Annotated in this window: 14 protein-coding genes; 5 read left to right on the top strand and 9 right to left on the bottom strand. The window is 68.8% G+C overall.

All coding sequences use genetic code 11. From position 1 onward, the window contains the following. Nucleotides 1-6: 6 nt before the first annotated feature. The 3 genes from ACGFI6_RS08520 to ACGFI6_RS08510 all read right to left on the bottom strand — a co-directional run bounded on the left by ACGFI6_RS08520 (nucleotide 7) and on the right by ACGFI6_RS08510 (nucleotide 3,350). A complete protein-coding gene (locus tag ACGFI6_RS08520) occupies nucleotides 7-1,191 on the bottom strand; it encodes a M48 family metalloprotease (protein ID WP_393116358.1) in 1,185 nt (394 codons plus the stop codon). Between the two features lie 359 nt (nucleotides 1,192-1,550). Beyond that, nucleotides 1,551-2,426: an aldo/keto reductase gene (locus tag ACGFI6_RS08515; RefSeq protein WP_393116356.1), complete on the bottom strand. Its 876-nt coding sequence runs from the start codon at nucleotides 2,424-2,426 to the stop codon at nucleotides 1,551-1,553. Nucleotides 2,427-2,510: 84 nt separating this feature from the next. Further along, nucleotides 2,511-3,350 (bottom strand): helix-turn-helix transcriptional regulator, encoded by an 840-nt coding sequence (locus ACGFI6_RS08510; RefSeq protein ID WP_393116354.1) that lies wholly within the window; start codon nucleotides 3,348-3,350, stop codon nucleotides 2,511-2,513. Nucleotides 3,351-3,436: 86 nt separating this feature from the next. On the opposite strand from ACGFI6_RS08510, the gene ACGFI6_RS08505 reads away from it, so the two are divergent. Both ACGFI6_RS08505 and ACGFI6_RS08500 read left to right on the top strand, forming a co-directional pair. Continuing rightward, on the top strand, nucleotides 3,437-4,183 hold the full coding sequence (locus tag ACGFI6_RS08505) for an SDR family NAD(P)-dependent oxidoreductase (protein WP_393116352.1): 747 nt from the start codon (nucleotides 3,437-3,439) through the stop codon (nucleotides 4,181-4,183). A 153-nt stretch (nucleotides 4,184-4,336) separates the two neighbouring features. Beyond that, nucleotides 4,337-4,810 carry a hypothetical protein gene (locus ACGFI6_RS08500; protein ID WP_393116351.1) on the top strand — a complete coding sequence of 158 codons (474 nt, stop codon included), beginning with the start codon at nucleotides 4,337-4,339 and terminating at the stop codon, nucleotides 4,808-4,810. A gap of 29 nt (nucleotides 4,811-4,839) precedes the next feature. On the opposite strand, the gene ACGFI6_RS08495 is transcribed toward ACGFI6_RS08500, so the two are convergent. Continuing rightward, nucleotides 4,840-6,420, bottom strand: coding sequence for an alkaline phosphatase D family protein (locus tag ACGFI6_RS08495; protein ID WP_393116349.1), 1,581 nt, complete (start codon nucleotides 6,418-6,420; stop codon nucleotides 4,840-4,842). 167 nt (nucleotides 6,421-6,587) lie between these two features. Here ACGFI6_RS08495 and ACGFI6_RS08490 point away from each other — a divergent pair, with 167 nt between their 5' ends. The 3 genes from ACGFI6_RS08490 to ACGFI6_RS08480 are packed head-to-tail and all read left to right on the top strand — an operon-like array spanning nucleotide 6,588 to nucleotide 7,917. Then, nucleotides 6,588-6,818, top strand: coding sequence for a hypothetical protein (locus tag ACGFI6_RS08490; protein ID WP_393116347.1), 231 nt, complete (start codon nucleotides 6,588-6,590; stop codon nucleotides 6,816-6,818). A 17-nt stretch (nucleotides 6,819-6,835) separates the two neighbouring features. Beyond that, nucleotides 6,836-7,315: a GNAT family N-acetyltransferase gene (locus tag ACGFI6_RS08485; RefSeq protein WP_393116345.1), complete on the top strand. Its 480-nt coding sequence runs from the start codon at nucleotides 6,836-6,838 to the stop codon at nucleotides 7,313-7,315. After that, the gene (locus ACGFI6_RS08480; RefSeq protein ID WP_393116344.1) at nucleotides 7,312-7,917 is read left to right on the top strand and encodes a DUF6461 domain-containing protein; all 606 of its coding nucleotides are present in this window, start codon (nucleotides 7,312-7,314) and stop codon (nucleotides 7,915-7,917) included. Before ACGFI6_RS08485 ends, ACGFI6_RS08480 begins: the two co-directional genes overlap by 4 nt. A 29-nt stretch (nucleotides 7,918-7,946) precedes the next feature. Here ACGFI6_RS08480 and ACGFI6_RS08475 read toward each other — a convergent pair whose 3' ends face one another. The 5 genes from ACGFI6_RS08475 to ACGFI6_RS08455 all read right to left on the bottom strand — a co-directional run bounded on the left by ACGFI6_RS08475 (nucleotide 7,947) and on the right by ACGFI6_RS08455 (nucleotide 13,482). After that, the gene (locus ACGFI6_RS08475; RefSeq protein ID WP_393116342.1) at nucleotides 7,947-9,386 is read right to left on the bottom strand and encodes a diguanylate cyclase domain-containing protein; all 1,440 of its coding nucleotides are present in this window, start codon (nucleotides 9,384-9,386) and stop codon (nucleotides 7,947-7,949) included. Between the two features lie 105 nt (nucleotides 9,387-9,491). Next, the gene (locus ACGFI6_RS08470; protein WP_393116340.1) at nucleotides 9,492-10,247 is read right to left on the bottom strand and encodes a sugar phosphate isomerase/epimerase family protein; all 756 of its coding nucleotides are present in this window, start codon (nucleotides 10,245-10,247) and stop codon (nucleotides 9,492-9,494) included. A 12-nt stretch (nucleotides 10,248-10,259) separates the two neighbouring features. Then, nucleotides 10,260-11,078, bottom strand: a complete 819-nt coding sequence (locus ACGFI6_RS08465; protein WP_393116338.1) for a sugar phosphate isomerase/epimerase family protein — start codon at nucleotides 11,076-11,078, stop codon at nucleotides 10,260-10,262. Then, nucleotides 11,075-12,322: a dihydrodipicolinate synthase family protein gene (locus ACGFI6_RS08460; RefSeq protein ID WP_393116336.1), complete on the bottom strand. Its 1,248-nt coding sequence runs from the start codon at nucleotides 12,320-12,322 to the stop codon at nucleotides 11,075-11,077. The genes ACGFI6_RS08465 and ACGFI6_RS08460 overlap by 4 nt, the downstream gene beginning before the upstream one ends. Further along, nucleotides 12,319-13,482, bottom strand: a complete 1,164-nt coding sequence (locus ACGFI6_RS08455; protein WP_393116334.1) for a Gfo/Idh/MocA family protein — start codon at nucleotides 13,480-13,482, stop codon at nucleotides 12,319-12,321. The genes ACGFI6_RS08460 and ACGFI6_RS08455 overlap by 4 nt, the downstream gene beginning before the upstream one ends. Nucleotides 13,483-15,509 lie beyond the last annotated feature (2,027 nt).

Genomic DNA, 15,509 nt, shown 5'->3' with positions numbered 1-15,509 from the left:
CTGCGGTCAGTCCCTCATCAGGCCGCCGGCGATGATCACCGGCGTCGGTACGTCGGGCCGGTCGGCGTCCGGCAACGGGTACTGGACGCCAGGTTCCTCGACCAGCTCGAGCCGTAGTTCGTTGGGCGGATGTGACGCCAGGATCGACATGTCCCAGCCGTTGCGGGCGCCGTCGAAACTCTCCCGCAGCTTCGCGAGCACCTTGCGGATGCCCTCGCGGTGGCCGGCGTACACCGCACCCTGGTCGCCCTGGTACTCCGCGGCCTGAATACCCGCCATCTGCAACGGCATCACGAAGTACCGGATGGAGACCAGAATCGGCCAGGTCACGAACCAGACCAGCAGTCTGAGGATGCCTCGTGTCCAACGCAGCAAGAACGTGCAGATGTTGTACGCAATGTAGAGCTGCAGAGCGACTCCGTTGATGAAGTAGTTCGAGAGGCAGTCTGCGTTCCGCCAGTGGGTCAGCTCGTGGCAGAGCACACCGGCCAGCGGCTCGGTTTCGTACTCGAAGATGTCCAGGAAGCCGACGTTCACGATGATGTGCCGGGTGTACGCGGACGCGTTGGGGATGCGATCGTCGACCATCATCAGCACGGGCAACGACGTCAGGCCCATCTTCCGAGCACATTCCTGGAGGATCGGCTCGATCAGTTCGCGCTCGCGCCGGCTCGGGCGCCGGCCGCCGTCGACGATGCGGATCCGCAGATTCTCGACGGCGATGGAGTACGTCGAGAAGAGGAAGCCGCACAGGAAGGCCACCAGAAGCTGGGCGAAGAACCGGCCGGCTCCTTCGGCCGGGCTCGCGGTGAAGACCGCCAGCCAAGGCAGCACCAGGCCGATCAGGAATCCGCCGATCGCACCGATCGCGGCACCTGCCAACAGTCCCAAGATGCCGCCGCTTTGCAGGAATGCGCTGCTGAACAGGCTGTCCAGGATAGGGACTTCGTGGATCCACGAGCCGCCGGTGCGGCTGCCGGTGAACGAGCCGCCGACGTAGCCGGTAGCGCCCCCGGCCACCATGCCGATTCCGCCGAGCATGACGGCCACAGGCAAGTTGAACCAACTCGCGATCAGCGCACCGATCAGGCCGCGTGGGTTCCGAAGCATGCCGGTCATCAGCCAGGAGAAGAAGCTGGGGTACCCGGGCGGCCGGGCGAACAACCGTCGCAGCTTCGTCTCTCGCGGCACAACTACGGCGCTAGGAGTTTGTGTGGGAGATGACTCCCACGACGGTGGTTGCGTGGCGGGGTGAGGTGGCCCGGCCTGCTCCTGGAACGTGGTCTGCGCCGGCCCATGCACCGGTGCCGGTCCTGCCGCGGTCGCACCGCAGTGCGGACAAGTCTGCCCGACCGGGTCGCGCAGACTTCCACACCGAACACAAATCCCCACGTTCCAGGCCCTCCCGAGTCGGCCGTCTCATGCCTGCCCAATGCCACGCCGCGGTTACGGAGTGGCACCGAGCTGACCCTAATGCTCAGGAGGAGTGGGCGGGGGGCCTTTCAGGTGATCTGTGGACAAGTTGCCACTTGTTGCAATCGTGTTGGGGTTCAGGCGGCGTTGAGGGTGGTTACTTGGGCTGGGGTGAGGGTTAGGTCCAGGGCGGCGTAGGAGTCGCGGATGGTTTCTGGGCGGCTGGAGCCTGGGATGGGGATGACGTACGGGGACTTGGCGAGGAGCCAGGCGAGGGTGAGGCGTTGGGGGGAGACGCCGAGCTCGGCGGCGAGGGTGTGGAAGGCGGGGTGCTTGGCGCCGAGGTCACCGGCGCGGGAGATGCCGCCGAGGGGGGACCAGGGGAGGAACGCGATGCCCAGCTCGTCGCACAGTTCGAGCTCCGGTTCGCTGGAGCGGAATGCGGGGGAGAACTGGTTCTGTACGGACACGAGCCGGCCGCCGAGGATCTCCTGGGCCTGGCGGATCTGCGCGGGGTTCGCGTTCGAGATGCCGGCCATCCGGATCTTGCCCGCGTCGAGCAGGTCCCGGATCGCGCCGATGGAGTCCTCGTACGGCGTCTTCGGGTCCGGCCGGTGGAACTGGTACAGCCCGATCGCCTCGACGCCGAGCCGCTTCAGCGACGCCTCGGCCGCCTCCGCGATGTGCTTCGGCGATCCGTCGACCGTCCAGCTGCCGTCGCCGGGGCGCAGGTGGCCGCCCTTGGTCGCGACGAGCACGTTCGACGTGTCGCCGCCGTGCGAGGCCAGCGCCTTGGCGATCAGGGTCTCGTTGTGACCGTCGTCGGTCGCGGTCAGGTGGTACGCGTCGGCGGTGTCGATCAGCGTGATCCCGGCGTCCAGCGCCGCGTGGATGGTCGCGATCGAGCGCGCCTCGTCGGGCCGGCCCTCGATCGACATCGGCATCCCGCCGAGCCCGATCGCGGACACCTCGACGTCGCCGATGGTGCGGGTCTTGTGAGTGTCAGCTGCCATACCTCAAACCTCCCGCGCCCGGACCGCCAAATCCAACACCGATCTCCGCACGGATTCAGCACTCCGAGTCGTAAATCCCGACGATCACCCGGGGAGGTCGAGTCGCTGGGTGCCGATCACCGACAGGAGTTGGAGGGCCTCCTCCGAGGGGGAACCGGGCGTCGCGGTGTAGATGATCACCTGCTGATCCTGGTCCGGGATGGCGAGCGCGTCGCAGTTCACGGTGACCAGGCCGACCTGCGGGTGCTGGAACGACTTGCACAACGTCGGCTCGGCCGCGATCTCGTGCGCCTCCCAGAGCGCAGTGAACTCCGAGCTCTGGGACAGGTCGGCGATCAGCTCGCGCAGCTCAGGATCCTCGGGGTAGCGCGCGGCGACGGCTCGCAGGTGGTTCACCGAGCTCCGGGCGAAGCGTGCGCCGTCCACCACCGAGTACACGTGCTTGTCGCCGCCGAGGAACGCGCGCCGCAGCAAGTTCCGCTCCGGGCGGGTACGGACCGAGAAGTCCTCCATCAGCGCGGTCGCGAGGTGGTTCCAGGCGATCACCTCGCAGTACGCCGAGAGCACGATCGCGGCCGCGTTCGGCAACCGGTCGAGGAGATCGAGGATGCTCTGGCGTACCTCCCGCGGCGGTCCGACCGGTCGGACCTGCGGGACGCCGGCGAGGTGATGCAGATGGTTGCGCTCGGCGTCGTTCAGCCGCAGCGCCCGGGTCAGCCCGGCGAGCACCTCGCTCGACGGATGCGGCGCCCGCGCCTGTTCGAGCCGCGTGTAGTACTCGGTCGAGATGTACGCCAGCTGTGCGACCTCCTCGCGGCGGAGCCCAGGCGTACGGCGTCGACGGCCGGCGGGCAGGCCGACGTCCAGCGGGGTGACCCGCTCCCGCCGGCTGCGGAGGAATGCAGCCAGTCCAGGTTTGTCCACAGCTTCCAGTGTGCCTCGTTGCGCCGGCTCAGCCAGGTACAACCGATGCCTGGTTACCGGTCCGCGCGCCGCCGACGCTCGAAGACATGGACAAACTTCTCGACCACAAGGTCATTCTCATCACCGGCGCCGGGCGCGGGATCGGCGCCGCGGCAGCCAGGCTGTTCGTCGCGGAGGGCGCACAGGTGATGCTCGCCGCCCGTACGGAGTCCGAGCTGGCCGTTCTCGCCAAGGAACTCGACGCGCGGTACGTCGTTTGCGACCTCGCCGACCCGGACGCGATCCGTGCCGCCGTCGACCGGACGGTGGCGGAGTACGGACGCTTGGACGCAGCGTTCAACAACGGCGCGATCGGCCAGCAGCCCGGCCCGATGGACGGTCTCGCCCAGGACGAGCTCGACCGTGTCTATGCGGTGAACTTCCGCGGCGTGTGGTCCGCGATGACCGCCGAGATCGCCGCGATCCGCGCCTCGGCCGGCCACGGGAGCATCGTCAACACCTCCAGCGTCGGCGCCTTCGCGGGCAACCCGGCGCTCCCGGCGTACGGCGCGATGAAGCGGGCCGTGAACAGCCTGACGGAGTCGGCCGCGATCACGTACGCGCCCGAGAACATCCGGGTGAACGCGATCGCCCCGGGCACCACACTCACCGAGATGCTGCAGGACTGGGACCGCGCGACGCCCGGCATCATCGACGCCCTGATCGCGCAGACGCCCCTCGGCCGCGGCGCCCAGCCGATCGAGGTAGCCCAGGCCGCCGCCTGGCTACTCAGCGACCGAGCGTCCTTCGTAACCGGCGCCGTACTTCGCGTGGACGGCGGCCTGGGCGTCTGAGGCACGTCCAGTTCTGGACGCGGCGCTGACCCAGTTGAATGAAACCCTGCTCCTTCCCAGAGTGCTGGTAGCGCTGCCGGTGTCCAGGTCCCCGTTCACCAGTCCCTCGCGGTCCAGGAGGTATCTCGCGGGTTCGTCGACGGTCTCTCGCGGATGCGGGCCGATTCGTCGCAGCCCATTCGGGACCAGATCGACCCTCGCGCGCTGCCGGCAACGCTGGCCACGGGCGACGTCGACCAGACCTTGCAGCGGGCCGCGACCGTCATCGTCGAAGCAGCCGACCGGGCGAACGGCACGACGGATGCAGCGCCGGATCCGGCCACGGTCGCCCAGGTGCGGGGCAGGATGCATTACACGATGGAGCAGGTGCAGCTGGGGCTCCAGCACGCCCCGCCCGGCGAGAACTTCGGTCATCGACTCGGCCTCGCGGCTGCGGACGAAGGCCTGTACGCGGTGGAGCGGGTCGCCCGCGACCAGAGAATGGCCGAGTTCTCGCAGAACCGGACGGCAGGCGCCGCAGCCGGGCAGCAGACGGCGGGCAACTCGACCACCCTGGGTGATGGTGGGGTCCAGCGGCCGGCGACCCCGACGGCCGGTCGGGCCGCTCGGAGTCGCGACGGGCGCTGATCACCCCAGGAGGACTTGGCCCGCGATGATCATCCGGAATGGACGTGCGGGCGGCGGTCTTCGACGACGTACGTGGCGCGCGTGGCGATCGGGGCGTTCGGAGTCTCGACGTACGGCACGACCCGGAAGTCGGACCGCCACTGCTTCTCGTCGACGGTGACCCGGACGTACCCGCGCTGGGAGTTGAAGAACTTCAGGTGCGGGTTCGCCTCCAGAAACTGCTGTCCCTGGTCGGTGGTGTCGGCGCCGTTGCCGCCGCTGGTGATCGACGTACCGACGAACTCGGTGCCGACCGTGGCGGAGTCCGGGTTCGCGAAGTCCCGCTTGAGCTCGAGCGCGTAGTTCTGGTGCCGGTCGCCGGTGATGACGACCAGGTTGCGGACGCCGCTGTCCTGTGCGGCCGCCAGTACCTTGTTGCGCTCGGCAACATAACCGTCCCACGGGTCCAGCCAAACATGGGTTTCCGGACCGGGCGTCCAGTCGGTCTGGCCCATCGGGGTCTGGTTGCCGATCACCTGCCAGCGGGCCTTCGGCCGGCGGAACCCGTCGAGCAGCCACGCGCGCTGCTTGCCGCCGAGCATCGTGTTGTCCGGGTTGAAGCGGTCGTCACAGGTGGACGAGTCGCCGTCGCCGCACGGCTGGTCGGTGCGGTACTGGCGGGTGTCGAGGATCGTGAAGTCCGCGAGCCGCCCGTACGGCAGACGCCGGTGGTAACGGATCTCCGGGCCGCGCGGCATCTGCTCGTGCCGTACGGGCAGGTGCTCGTACATCACCTGGAACGCCTGCGCGCGGCGCTCCCGGAACACGGCCGGGTCCTGGTCCGGCTCCGTGTCGATCTGGGAGATGTCGCCGGCCCAGTTGTTCTCCACCTCGTGGTCGTCGAACGTGTGGATCCACGGATGCGCCGCGTGCGCGGCCTGCAGCGGCGCCTCGGTCTTGTAGAGGCTGTACTGCAGGCGGTATCGCGCCAGGTCGAACGTCTCGGTGTGGAACCGCGGGTCGGTGGTGACGCCGCGCTTGTTGGTCTTCACGCCGGACTCGTAGATGTAGTCGCCGAGGTGCACGACCAGGTCGAGATCCTCCTGGGCCATGTGGTCGTACGCGGTGAAGTACCCGTCCTGCCACGCGTTGCAGGACGCGAACACGAACTTCAGGTTCCGCGGCGTGGCCAGCGGATGCGGCGCGGTCCGGGTCCGGCCGGTCGGAGAGAGTTGGTGGCCGGTGCGGAAGCGGTAGTAGTACACGTGGTCGGGCAGCAGACCGCGGACCTCGGGGTGCACGCTGTGCCCGAGCTCGGGCGTGGCGATGACGCTGCCTCGTCGTACGGGACGCCTGAAGTTCTCGTCGTACGCGACCTCGTACTCGACGCGGACCGGGCGCGCGGGCATGCCGCCCTTCCCGTCCACGGCGTACGGATCGGTGGCGAGACGGGTCCACAGGACGACGCCGTCGTACTGCGGATCGCCCGAGGCGACGCCCAGCGTGAACGGGTTGCCGGTGCCGGTCGGGGCGGCGTACGTGGTCGAGGCGTCCCAGGCCCCGGTGCCGAGCAGTACGGCAGCGCTGCCCGCACCCCCGTACCCGAGAAAGCGACGGCGAGACACGGACATGGTTCCTCCAGATGAAGGGCGGTCAGGTGGGGGAGAACCCGGTCAGTGTTTCGGCGGGGAGTGGCGAGGAGGTTAACGGACTGGTTCGTGAACTTAACGGGAGGCGACGGTATGAATGGTGGCTTCGCTAGGCTGGCCCGAATTGTTCGCTACCGGGGAGTTCACTGATGGCCTACGAACCGTGCCGATACGCCCAGCGCTGGCCGGACCTGTTCGAGGAACTCGACGACGACCAGAAGCAGCGCGTCAGCGACGCGCTGTCGAACAACCCCGTGGAGGGCTGGGAACCAGCACGTGACGACGTCGCCGACCTCGTCGACCGCGAGGCCGGCCGGATCGACACCGCGGAGTACATCCGCCGCACCATGTCCAAGGTCACCGGCGGCGAACCCGCCTGACCGTGCAGGATGGGCGCATGATCGACGAACGGATTCGCCGTGCCCGGCCGGAGGACGTACCGGCGCTCGTGGAGCTGGTGTACGCGCTGGCGGAGTACGAACGTGCTCCCGACGAGTGCCACCTGACCGCTGAACAACTGCAGACCGCGCTCTTCGGTGAGCAGCCGGCCGTCTTCTGCCACGTGGCGGAGCACGACGGCCAGGTCGTCGGCTGCGCGATCTGGTTCCTCAGCTTCTCCACCTGGCGCGGCGTCCACGGCATCTACCTCGAAGACCTCTTCGTCCGCCCCGAAACCCGCGGCACCGGCCTCGGCAAGGCCCTCCTCACCGCCCTCGCCCAGGAATGCGTCCAGCACAACTACGAACGCCTCGAATGGTCCGTCCTCAACTGGAACACCCCCGCGATCAACTTCTACAAGTCCCTAGGCGCCAAACCCCAGGACGACTGGACCATCTACCGCCTGACCGACGCCGCCCTGACAGACCTGGGCTCGTGACAGCCGAGGACTACGCGTGGTTCGAGGGCACCGCTCTGAGCTACGCCTACTGCATGACGCTCGTCCGCGGTGTCGGAGCTGCCGAGGCCCTCAGTCGTATCAACGGAGAAGTCGTTGACCGATCCGCTGGTCTGACGGCGTTCATCAAGTACGCGCAGGACAACTCGCCGTGGTTCGGCCGTGAGGACCAGCGTCTCGTCATCGGTGCAACTGAACTGGACGGCTGGACGCTGTTGCTGGAATCCAATGGCTTCCTCGGCGTCACGACGGAAGTCATCCAGCCGCTCTCTGATGGCACCAGAGTCGTGTCCCACTACTGCAACGTCGACGCCGAGGACCGTTTCTGCTGGATGGAGGACGGTGAGCTGCGGGTGCGCTTCGAGCCGCTGTTCCCGTACCGCCGCGACGGCGCCGAGCCGGACAGTCTGATCGAGCCGATGCTCGACCTCGGTTTCGACCTCCGCGACAACGAAGACCGCAACTACGACAACCACACCGCGGCGACGTTCGCCCTCACGGAGCACCTGACCGGAATCCGAATCACGCAAGAACTCCTCGACGGCGCCAACTACCTCTGCGCCCTTGCACCACTCCCGCGCTGAGCCAGTCGCAGGTTCCGGGCACTCGCTGGTCAGGTGCGGCGGTTTTTGGCGGCGTACATTGCCTGGTCGGCTTGGTGGAGCAGAGCGTCCAGGTCGGTGGTTCCCGGGGTGATGGGGACGGTTCCTACGCTGGTGGTTACGTGGATGGCGATGTTGGGGAGGGGGCGGCTGACGGCGTCCTCGAGGCGGGTGATGAGGGTGGTCAGGTCGTCGCCGACGATGTCTTCGGCGAGTACGGCGAACTCGTCCCCACCGAGGCGCGCGACGGTGTCGCCGTGGCGGACGGCCGTACTGAGCCGGGTGGCGATCTCGCGGAGGGCGTGGTCGCCGGCCTCGTGCCCGTAGCTGTCGTTGACGAGCTTGAAGTGGTTGAGGTCGCAGAACAGCAGCGCGCCGGGGCGGCCGGTGGTGCGGGTCTGCTCGAGCACCTTCGTGAAGCGGTGCTGCAGGAGGCGGCGGTTCGGCAGGCCGGTGAGCGGGTCGTGAGCGGCGTGGTGCCGGAGCTCGCGTTCGGCGTCCTTGCGGGCTGTCACGTCGTCGATCTGTACGAGCAGGATCCGCGGCTGCGTGGCACCCTGCTCGACAAGTGCCGCCGTACCGCCGAGCCAGATCGCGTTGCCGCTCGGCTGCGTGAAGACCCGCTCGAACCGGTACGTACCGTTGCCCTCAGCAAGCGCTTCCAGTTCGTGCCGGGTCTGCTCGGGCTCCTCGTCGCGCAGGAAGCTCACCAGGCGCGTCCCGAGCAGCTGATCCGCGGAGTACCCGGTGATCCGGCAGAAGGCGTCGTTCACGGTCAGGATCCGGCCCAGGTCCGGCCCGTCGAACGCGATCGTCGCCATCCCGTTGCCGGCGCCCTCGAAGACCAGCCGGAACGTCGCCTCGCTCGCCTCCAGGCGGGTCTTCTCGGCGAGCAGCTGATCGGTCAGCCGGGCTTTGTCGATCGCCAGCCCGGCCTGGGTCGCGAAGATCTCCAGCAGCTCCCGATGGATCGGCCCCGGCCGGCGCTGGTCCTCGGGCAGGTCGACCGAGAGCATCCCGACCAGCTCGCCGTCGGAGGAGTACAGCGGCGCGAACAGCGCGTCCAGCGGGTGCCAGGCGTCCGGAGCGTCAGCCACCGGTACGTCGGGCACCCAGCCGGTCACCTCGCCTTCGGGCAGCCGCTCGTGCGGTACGAACCGGAGCTTGCCCCACGCGTCCGCGATCGCGAACTCGCCGTCGAACAGGTCCGCCGCGCTGACCCGGCCGAGGAGCGCCGCCCGGGCCTCCGGGGACCCGGCGACGGCGATCACCTCGAACTTCCCGTCCGGGTGCCGCAGGTTCAGTACGGCGATGCCGAAGCCGAGCCCGTCCACGACACCGTCGACGACCGCCTGCAGCGTTTCGGCAAGGCTGCGCCCGGCGCCCATCCGCGCGCTCACCTCGTACAGGCGGCGGACGGCGGACAGCCGGACCGCGGGCTCGTTCTGCACCCGTTGAGAATAGGCCGATTTCACCGGGCGTGAGCAGCTGTATCCACAGCTGACCCGGTTAAGCGTTTGTTGTCACAGCAAACAGTCGTTTGTTGGTGGCCCAAATCAGTACCGAAGCTCGGTGAGGCCGCGGTAGCTGCGCTCGGCCGACTGCCAGGCGTCGGTGGGCTTGTCGTGCTCCACCAGGTACTGCTGCACGCCGCCGGACTCTGCGTGCTCGAACATCGCGCCGAAGTCGAGTTTCCCGGCGCCGACGTCCTCCCACGACCCGTCCTCGGCCATGTCCTTGACGTGCAGTGCGGGGAACCGGCCGGGGTGCTCCTGGAACAGCTTCGCCGGGTCGTGCCCGCCGTCCACCGCCCAGTACAGGTCGAGCTCGAACCCGAGCAGCTCCGGATCAACACCGAGCAGGATGTCGTACAGCACCTGGCCCTCGAGCTCATCGAAGTCGTGCCCGTGGTTGTGGAACAGCAGCTTCAGCCCGGCGTCCCGCGCAACCTTCCCGGCCTCGGTGAACGCGGCCGCCGCGGTCTTGAACCCCTCCACCGAGTGCAGCTCGGACGGGATCGACGGTACGACGGCCCACTGCGCACCGAGCGTCCGTACGTCGGCCAGCGCGCCGGCCCAGTCGTCGTCCAGCCGCTTGTAGCCGACGTGCTCCAGTACGATCCCGAGCCCCGCGTCGTCGGCGTACCCACGAATCTGCTCGGCGCTGTGCTCGAACCGCCCGCTCACCCCCACGGTCCGGTACCCGATCCCCGCGAGCCGCTTCAGCGTCCCCGGGTAGTCCTCGGCAAGCACGTCGCGCATCGTGTAGAGGTGCATCCCGATACCGTCGGCGGGAATGGTCCGGTCAGTCATACAAGCAACTCCCTAGTAGATGACGTGTTCCTGGTACCTCGCCAGCGCCAGGTCGAAGACCTCCTGCCCCGGCGCGTCCCACAGTTGCTGGTTGAAGATCTCGACCTCGATCGGGCCGTCGTACCCGGCCGCGTCACAGGCCTCGCGCAGCCGGCGCAGCTCGATCGAGCCGTCGCCCATCATCCCGCGCCCGAGCAGCGTGTCCGCGGGTAGCGGTACGACCCAGTCGCTGACCTGGTACGACACGATCCGCTCGCCGGCCCGCTCGATCTGCCGGTACACGTCCGCGTCCCACCACAGGTGGTAGGCGTCGACGACCACGCCGACCTGGTTCGCCGGGAACTGCTCGGCGAGGTCGAGCGCGCCGCCGAGCGACGACACCACGCACCGGTCCGAGCAGAACATCGGGTGCAGGGCCTCGACCGCGAGCGTGACCCCGCGTTCCTCGGCGTACGGTGCCAACTCGGCGAGCCCGTCGCGGACCATCTCGCGAGCACCATCGACGTCGCGGGATCCGGCGGGCAGGCCGCCACTGACCAGGACGAGGACCGACGTATCGATCGTCGCGGCCTCGTCGATCGCGCGGCGGTTGTCCTCGATCTTCGCCTTCCGCTCGGCGGGATCGGTCGCGGTGAAGAACCCGCTGCGGCACAACGACGAGACCTTGAGGCCGGCGTCCGCGACGAGCCGCGCGGTCTTGTCCACGCCGTACTCCTGGATCGGCTCTCGCCACAGCCCGATCCACTCCAACTCGGCCTTGGCGCTGGCCGCGACGACATCCTCGAGCGGCCAGTACTTCGTCGTCGCCTGATTGAGGCTGTAGCGGTTCATGCGTCGATCCCGCTCACGCGCAGGAGTTGCCGGAAGCGGTCGACGGCCAGCTCGGGATTCGTCAGTACGCCTGCCCGGTCCGCGAGCCGGAACGTGTCCGCGAGATGCGGCAACGAGCGCCCCGTCTGCAGCCCACCCACCATCGTGAAGCCTGGCTGGAATCCGTTCAGCCAAGCCAGGAAGGCGATTCCGGTCTTGTAGTAGTACGTCGGCGCCGAGAAGATCTGCCTCGCCAGCGGGACAGTCGGTGCGAACACGCGTTCGTACTCCTCGAGATCGCCGCGGTCCAGGGCGCTCAGCGCGGCTGCTGCTGCGGGCGCGATGGCGGCGAAGATTCCGAGCAGCGCGTGGCTGTGTCGCTCACCGTCGCCGCGGATCAGTTCGGGGTAGTTGAAGTCGTCGCCGGTGTAGAGCCGTACGCCCTCGGGAAGGCGGTTGCGCAAGGCAACTTCCTTCGACGCGTCGAGGAGGGAGATCTTGATGCCGTCGACCTTCGCCACGTTGTCGTTGATCAGGTCGACGACCGTGTCCACGGCGGAGTCGAACGAGCCACTGCCCCAGTAACCTTCCAAGGCCGGGTCGAACATGGGTCCGAGCCAGTGCAGGATCACCGGGCGCGACGACTGGCTCAGCAGCCGGTCGTACACCTTTCGGTAGTCGTCGGGGGACTGAGCCACGGCACAAAGTGCACGGCTGGCCATCATGATCGGCTGTGCGCCGACGCCCTCGGCCACAGCCAACTGCTCCTCATAGGCTGCGATCACTGCGTCGAGCGAGTCGGCACCAGAGGCGGTCGTGGGGGCAGTCAGTTGGTCCGTGCCGACGCCCACGGCGATCCGGCCGTCGGGCGCTTCTGCTGCTGAGCGGCGGATCAGCTCCTGTGTGGCTTGCCAGTCGAGACCCATGCCGCGTTGGGCAGTGTCCATCGCCTCCGCGACGGACAAGCCGAGGGACCACAGGTGGCGGCGGAACTCCAGCGTGTGTTCCCAGTCGATCGCGGCCGGTGCGCCCGGCGAGTTGTCGCCGAGCGGGTCTGCAACAACATGCGCTGCCGCAAATGCCAGCCGCGATTGCGCCGGCTGATAGGTGCCATGAGCAACCGGCGTACCTGACAACCGATAGCTCTGCAACCGCCCACCACTGAACGCCCCGTCGCTCGGAGCCCCACCGACTTCTGCGCCGCCGGCCGAGGAGGGCCCAGCGAGGTCTCCGGCGTTTGTCGGCAGGCGGAGTTCGAGGGTCATCGCTTCGCCTTGAGATCCAGCCCGGGGACCTCTAGCTTGCGACCCTCGTGCCAGGACTTCTGGCCGAGTTCGGCCAGCTGGACGCCCTTGGCCGCCTCGACGAAGTCCCAGGTGAACGGCGCGTCGTCGACCACGTGCCGCAGGAACATCTCCCACTGCACCTTGAACCCGTTGTCCATCGGCTCGTTGTCCGGCACCGTCGCCCACTGGTCGCGGAACTTCTCGGTGGCCGGCAGATCCGGGTTCCAGACCGGCTTCGGCGTCGCGGACCGGTGCTGCGCGCGGCAGTTCCGCAGGCCCGCGACCGCGGACCCCTCGGTCCCGTCGACGTGGAACTCGACCAGCTCGTCGCGGAACACCCGTGTCGCCCAGGACGAGTTCAGCTGCGCGATGATCCCGCCCTCGAGTTCGAACACCCCGTACGCCGCATCGTCCGCGGTCGCGGCGTACTTGTCACCGTTCTCGTCGACGCGCGTCGGGATGTGCGTGGCGCCCTGGCAGTACACGGACTTCACGCTGCCGAACGTCTGGTCGAGCACGTACCGCCAGTGGCAGAACATGTCGAGGATGATGCCGCCGCCCTCTTCGGACTTGTAGTTCCAGGACGGCCGCTGCGCCTCCTGCCAGTCGCCCTCGAACACCCAGTAGCCGAACTCGCCGCGTACCGACAGGATTCGTCCGAAGAACCCGCCGTCGACCAGCCGCTTCAGCTTCCGCAGTCCGGGCAGCGACAGCTTGTCCATCACGACGCCGTTCTTCAGGCCGGAGTCGATCACCGTACGGGCCAGGTCGACCGCGGCGTCCAGCGTCTCGGCGATCGGCTTCTCGCAGTAGATCGCCTTGCCGGCCTCGACCGCGGCGCGGACGCCCTTCTCGCGCAGTTGCGTGAGCTGCGAGTCGAAGTAGATCTCCACGTCCGGCTCGGCGAGCGCCTCGGCCAGGTCGGTGGTCCACCGCTCCAGACCGTACTGCTCGGCGATCCGGCGCAGCTTCAGTTCGTTGCGGCCGACCAGGATCGGTTCGGGGATGATCATCGTGCCGTCCGCGGCGAGCAGCCCGCCCTGCTCGCGGATCGCCACGATGGAACGCTCGAGGTGCTGGCGCAGGCCCATCCGGCCGGTGACGCCGTTCATCACGATGCCGATGCGTCGCTCGTTCACAGTCTTGCCTCTCACGCTCAGTCACACGAACCCGTCGCAGGTGCCGACTCAAACACCGCTCCGGAGCCTTGGAAAGGGCTTTCCGCCCCCGTGACCGCAACCATAAATGCCCAAAAACACCCCGTCAACCCACAACGGAAAGCGATCTCCCACCCCACCCCTCACCCAGCCCCACACTCAACCCACCACAACCCCACCCCCAGCCTCCCGCCCAACTCCACCTCGGCCTGCCGCCCAACCCGCCCCGCGCCTGCCGCCCAACCCCACCCCCAGCCTCCCGCCCAACCCGCCCCGGGCCTGCCGCCCAACTCCATCCCGGCCTGCCGCCCAACTCCACCGCGGCCTGCCGCCCAACCCCCAGTCCCACGCCCTGCCGCCCGCCCGGCTCCTCACCCCAATCCCGCGCCCAGCAGCCTCCCGTCTGGCTCCTCGCCCAGCCACCCCAAGCCCCACCCAGACCCTCGCCGACCCTCACTCCCTCCGCCCGGCCTGACGCCGCCCACCCCGCACACTGCCCACCCAGCCAGCCCGGACCCATCGCTCAGCCTCACGCCCGCCCCGGTCTCTAGCTCACCCCACACCCCACACGACCCCAGGCCCTCGCTCAGCCTCTCGCCTGACTTAGCGCCCAGCCCCTCGTCCGCCCTCTCACTCCAGTCCACCCGCCCCGGCCCGCCGCGCCACTGCGGTCCCGGCCCCAGCCCGCGAACCGGCCCCAGGACCTGACTTTGGTCCACACGCCCCGCCCCGCCCTGCCCCCGCCCCCGGCCCCACACTCGCTCCGCCCCTCCCCTGCCGATCCGGTCTCCCACCTCCCCGCCGAGTCGTGGGTCAAGGCTTGGAGATCGCCGATTTCCAAGCCAAGATCCACGACTCGGCGAACAGGGGTGGAGCCATTTGCCACGACTCGGCGCAGGGGGAGGTTCGCGGCCGAGGCGTGGCGATGGCGGTCGATCAGGCGGTTCGACGCAGAGTTCGACCGGTGGCGGTCTCGTACTCGCGCTTGCCCGCCGGCGTCTCCCCGTCGAGTCGTGGATTGCGGCTCGATTTCCCAGCCAAGATCCACGACTCGGCGAACGGGGGTGGAGCCGTTTGCCACGACTCGGCGCAGGGGGAGGTTCGCGGCCGAGGCGTGGCGATGGCGGTCGATCAGGCGGTTCGATGGAGAGCGAGACCGGTGGCGGTCTCGTACTCGCGCTTGCCCGCCGGGGCTTCCCCGTCGAGTCGTGGATTGCGGCTCGATTTCCCAGCCAAGATCCACGACTCGGCGAACGAGGGGCGAGTCATTTGCCACGACTCGGCGAGGGGAAGGTTGGCGTGGCCCGGGCCGTGGTGGCGGCAGCGGATCAGGGCGCGCTCCCGGACGCAGCCATCACGGTGCCGAAGCAGTTCGGGCCGCTGCCGTCCGCGAACGTGCCGGCCAGCTCGCGGACGCGCGGGAACTGCTTCGGCCACGCGCGCGCGGCTCGACGTCGAGGGAGCCCTGTGGCGGTGGTGGTGGTTGCGGCAGGTGGAACAAGGCCGCGCGCGGTTTGACGCCGAGCGCACCCGGTGGCGGCGGCGGTGGCCGTGGTTGCGGCAGCTGGAACCAGGCCACCCGCGGTTCGACGGCGAGCGCACCTGTGGCCGTCGCGGTGGCGGCGCTGGCGGCGCTGGTGGCGCCGGGGGCGTGATGGTGGCGTCGGCGGGCGTTGTGAGGTCAGGCTGGCGGCCTGGGCGGTGGGGATGCCACTGGGGCATCCAGTGCGACGCGGGGCGCGATCGGTGGCGGTGGAGGTGGCCCCATCGGAGGTGGCCCCATTGGATGTGGCGCCATCGGAGGTGGTGGTGGCGGGGTGGTGGTGTGGGGCGGGGGGACGGCAGGGGTGGAGGTGGCGGGAGCTTAGGTGGCGACCGGGGGTGATGCCGGGCTCGTACGGACCGGGTTGTGGCGATGGGGTCGGGCGGGCCCGCGGTCGGTGCGGTCAGTGCGGTCGGTGGCGGCGTCGGTGGAGGGGAGTTGCTTGCCGTGGTTTGGCGCCGTGTGT

Source organism: Kribbella sp. NPDC048928 (genome assembly GCF_043197975.1).
Taxonomy (GTDB): Bacteria; Actinomycetota; Actinomycetes; order Propionibacteriales; family Kribbellaceae; genus Kribbella.
This window is presented reverse-complemented; position numbering and strand designations above follow the sequence as displayed.

What these genes read in the sequence shown, in the direction of transcription:
- ACGFI6_RS08490 (WP_393116347.1), top strand. Translation starts at nt 6,588, where the DNA reads ATGGCCTACGAACCGTGCCGATACGCCCAGCGCTGGCCGGACCTGTTC.
- ACGFI6_RS08485 (WP_393116345.1), top strand. Translation starts at nt 6,836, where the DNA reads ATGATCGACGAACGGATTCGCCGTGCCCGGCCGGAGGACGTACCGGCG.
- ACGFI6_RS08465 (WP_393116338.1), bottom strand. Translation starts at nt 11,078, where the DNA reads ATGAACCGCTACAGCCTCAATCAGGCGACGACGAAGTACTGGCCGCTC.
- ACGFI6_RS08470 (WP_393116340.1), bottom strand. Translation starts at nt 10,247, where the DNA reads ATGACTGACCGGACCATTCCCGCCGACGGTATCGGGATGCACCTCTAC.
- ACGFI6_RS08500 (WP_393116351.1), top strand. Translation starts at nt 4,337, where the DNA reads ATGCGGGCCGATTCGTCGCAGCCCATTCGGGACCAGATCGACCCTCGC.
- ACGFI6_RS08495 (WP_393116349.1), bottom strand. Translation starts at nt 6,420, where the DNA reads ATGTCCGTGTCTCGCCGTCGCTTTCTCGGGTACGGGGGTGCGGGCAGC.
- ACGFI6_RS08460 (WP_393116336.1), bottom strand. Translation starts at nt 12,322, where the DNA reads ATGACCCTCGAACTCCGCCTGCCGACAAACGCCGGAGACCTCGCTGGG.
- ACGFI6_RS08515 (WP_393116356.1), bottom strand. Translation starts at nt 2,426, where the DNA reads ATGGCAGCTGACACTCACAAGACCCGCACCATCGGCGACGTCGAGGTG.
- ACGFI6_RS08505 (WP_393116352.1), top strand. Translation starts at nt 3,437, where the DNA reads ATGGACAAACTTCTCGACCACAAGGTCATTCTCATCACCGGCGCCGGG.